Genomic DNA, 2,259 nt, shown 5'->3' with positions numbered 1-2,259 from the left:
GTAGAGCTCGCGCTGGAATTCGCTGGGCGCCAGCAGCAGGCTCGCGCGGTCGAGCACGTCGCCGAGGAAGAACCTGCGCTTGAAGGTGAAGCCGCTGTCCGGCACGCACTTGGAACAGGCGCGCAGGTCGATCGCCTTCTGGTTGCAGTACACGCCGTTGTCCTGCACCATGAACTGGCGCTCGCACAGCCACCAGGCATCGTGCAGCGTGATGGCGTAGGGCACGCCGGCCTCCACGCAGGCATGAGCCATCGTCGCGCCAAGCCGCTGCACCGAATGGAAATGCACGACATCGGGCCGCAGCGATTTCAGCAGCCGCGCGAAGATCTCGCCCACCTGCGGATCGTCGTAGTCGAGCGCGCGCTGCGTGTCGTCGGCCACCTGCACGGCGATCACCGGCAGCCCGTCGACCTCGTAGCGCATCACGCTGTACGGCTCGAGTTCCGACCCGAGGATGGCGGTGAAGACGGTGACGTCGCAGCCATCGGCCTGCAGCCGGCGGCACAGCTGCTCCGCGACCACGGTCGCACCGCCGAAGCTCACCGGGGCGAACAGCACGTTCACGGCCAGCACCTTGAGGCGCGTGGCAGGCGCCGGCAGCAGCGGCCCGATCACCTGCTGCAGCTGCCGCGCGGCCACCACCTGCGGGTGATAGCGCGACAGCACGCTGCGGCGGGCTTCCTCCGCGATGCCATGGCGCAGGCCGGCGTCGAGCACCAGCCGGGTCAGGGCTGCCTCCCATTCCTCGGGCGTGTCGGCGATCATGCCCGTGCGGCCATGCTCGATGCCTTCGCGGAACGGCCCCGTGCCCGAGCAGATGCTCGGCACGCCGAGGATCGCCGCCTCGATGAACTTGATGTTGCTCTTGGCTTCGTTGAACAGGCTGTCCTCGAGCGGCGCGATGCTGATCTGCCACGAGGCGAGCGCGCGCAGGTAGTCGTCGCCCTGCAGGAACGGGATCTGGAACACCCGGTCGGCGAAGCGCCGGAACGGCGCCGGCAGCTCGAGCGGGCCATGGATGGCGAGCCGCACCTGCGGATGGCGCTGCATCACGGCCAGCAGCGCGGACGCCACGACGCCGAAGTCGCCGTCGTGCGTGCGCGAGCCGCTGCCGTAGCCGATGGTGACGAAGCGCGGATCGGTCTTGACCGGACGCCGCTCGAGTTCCGCGGCGAGCGCGAGGATGCCCTCGTCCAATGCATTCGGCACCACATGCGTCTTGCCGGGAACGATCTCGCCCATGCTGCGCGCGATCGCGGCCGTGCTCCCGATGCCATGCTGGCAGTGGCTCAGCATCTGCCGGTACTGCGCCGTCGTCTCCTTCGACGATGCCATGCGATCGGACGGAGCGCCCGAGGCGAGCAATTGCCGGCGATAGGCGTCCCAATCGAAGATCAGGTCGTCCACGTCGAAGAAGCTGGGCACGCCCAGCCGCCGGGCCTCGGTCGCCAGCAGCACCATGTGCGGCGCGGCCGGCACGCGGTAGAAGATCAGCAGGCCATGGAACGGCAGGGCCGCGCGGCAGGCCTCGGCGTCGCGCCAGCTGAGCACCGTGGTCTCGAGGCCCAGGTGCTCGAACATGTCGACCTTCTGGTCGACCCGGTAGCGCTTGCAGGCCGGTATCGACAGCTCGGCGACGATGAGGATGCGCGCACCCAGGCTCTGGCGCGACAAGGGCGTGAGCGGCGCGAGCCAGGGCCGGTGCCGCGCGGGATCGCGCGACGGCAGCGCGGCGATGGTGTCGAGCGACGGGCGGGCGCGCCCGGTCGATCGATGCGCGACCCAGCGCTGGGCCCACCGCAGCAACTGCCCGCGGCGCCGCTCGTAGAAATCGCCGTGGCGGGTGCCCGCCGGAAAGACGCGCAGCCGCAGCCTTCCGTAGAACAGCACCAGCTGCAATCCAAGGCTGGCTTCGAAGCCGTCGATGCGCGCGGCCTGCGCAGCGGCATGCGCCTTCAGCGCGAGGATGCGGGCATCGCGCTCGGCGATCTCCACGTCCTTCTCGAGCGATTCGAAGTGCCGGGTCTCGAGCATTTCCTCGGCCCGCTCGCGCTTGGCCGTGACTTCCGCGGCATGGCTGCGCAGCCGTTCCAGCTCCTGCACCAGGCCCTCGATCCTGCGCGCGAGCACGCCGTCGAGCGGCGGCACGCGCGGCCCGAGGCACAGCACGCCGAGCCCCAGGCCCTGTTCGAATTCGAAGGACGGATGGCGCTGCCGCAGCAGCGCCCAGAGGCGGCGCAGCTTGCGGCCGGCGCGGGT

General features: G+C 70.1%; 1 protein-coding gene. It reads right to left on the bottom strand.

Annotated features, from left to right (window positions below):
- On the bottom strand, positions 1-2,259 hold a 2,259-nt coding region (locus tag AC27VN_RS39315), incomplete at both ends, for a glycosyltransferase (RefSeq protein WP_490880191.1).

The organism is Variovorax sp. 20P10.2.4, from assembly GCF_058244205.1.
This window is presented reverse-complemented; position numbering and strand designations above follow the sequence as displayed.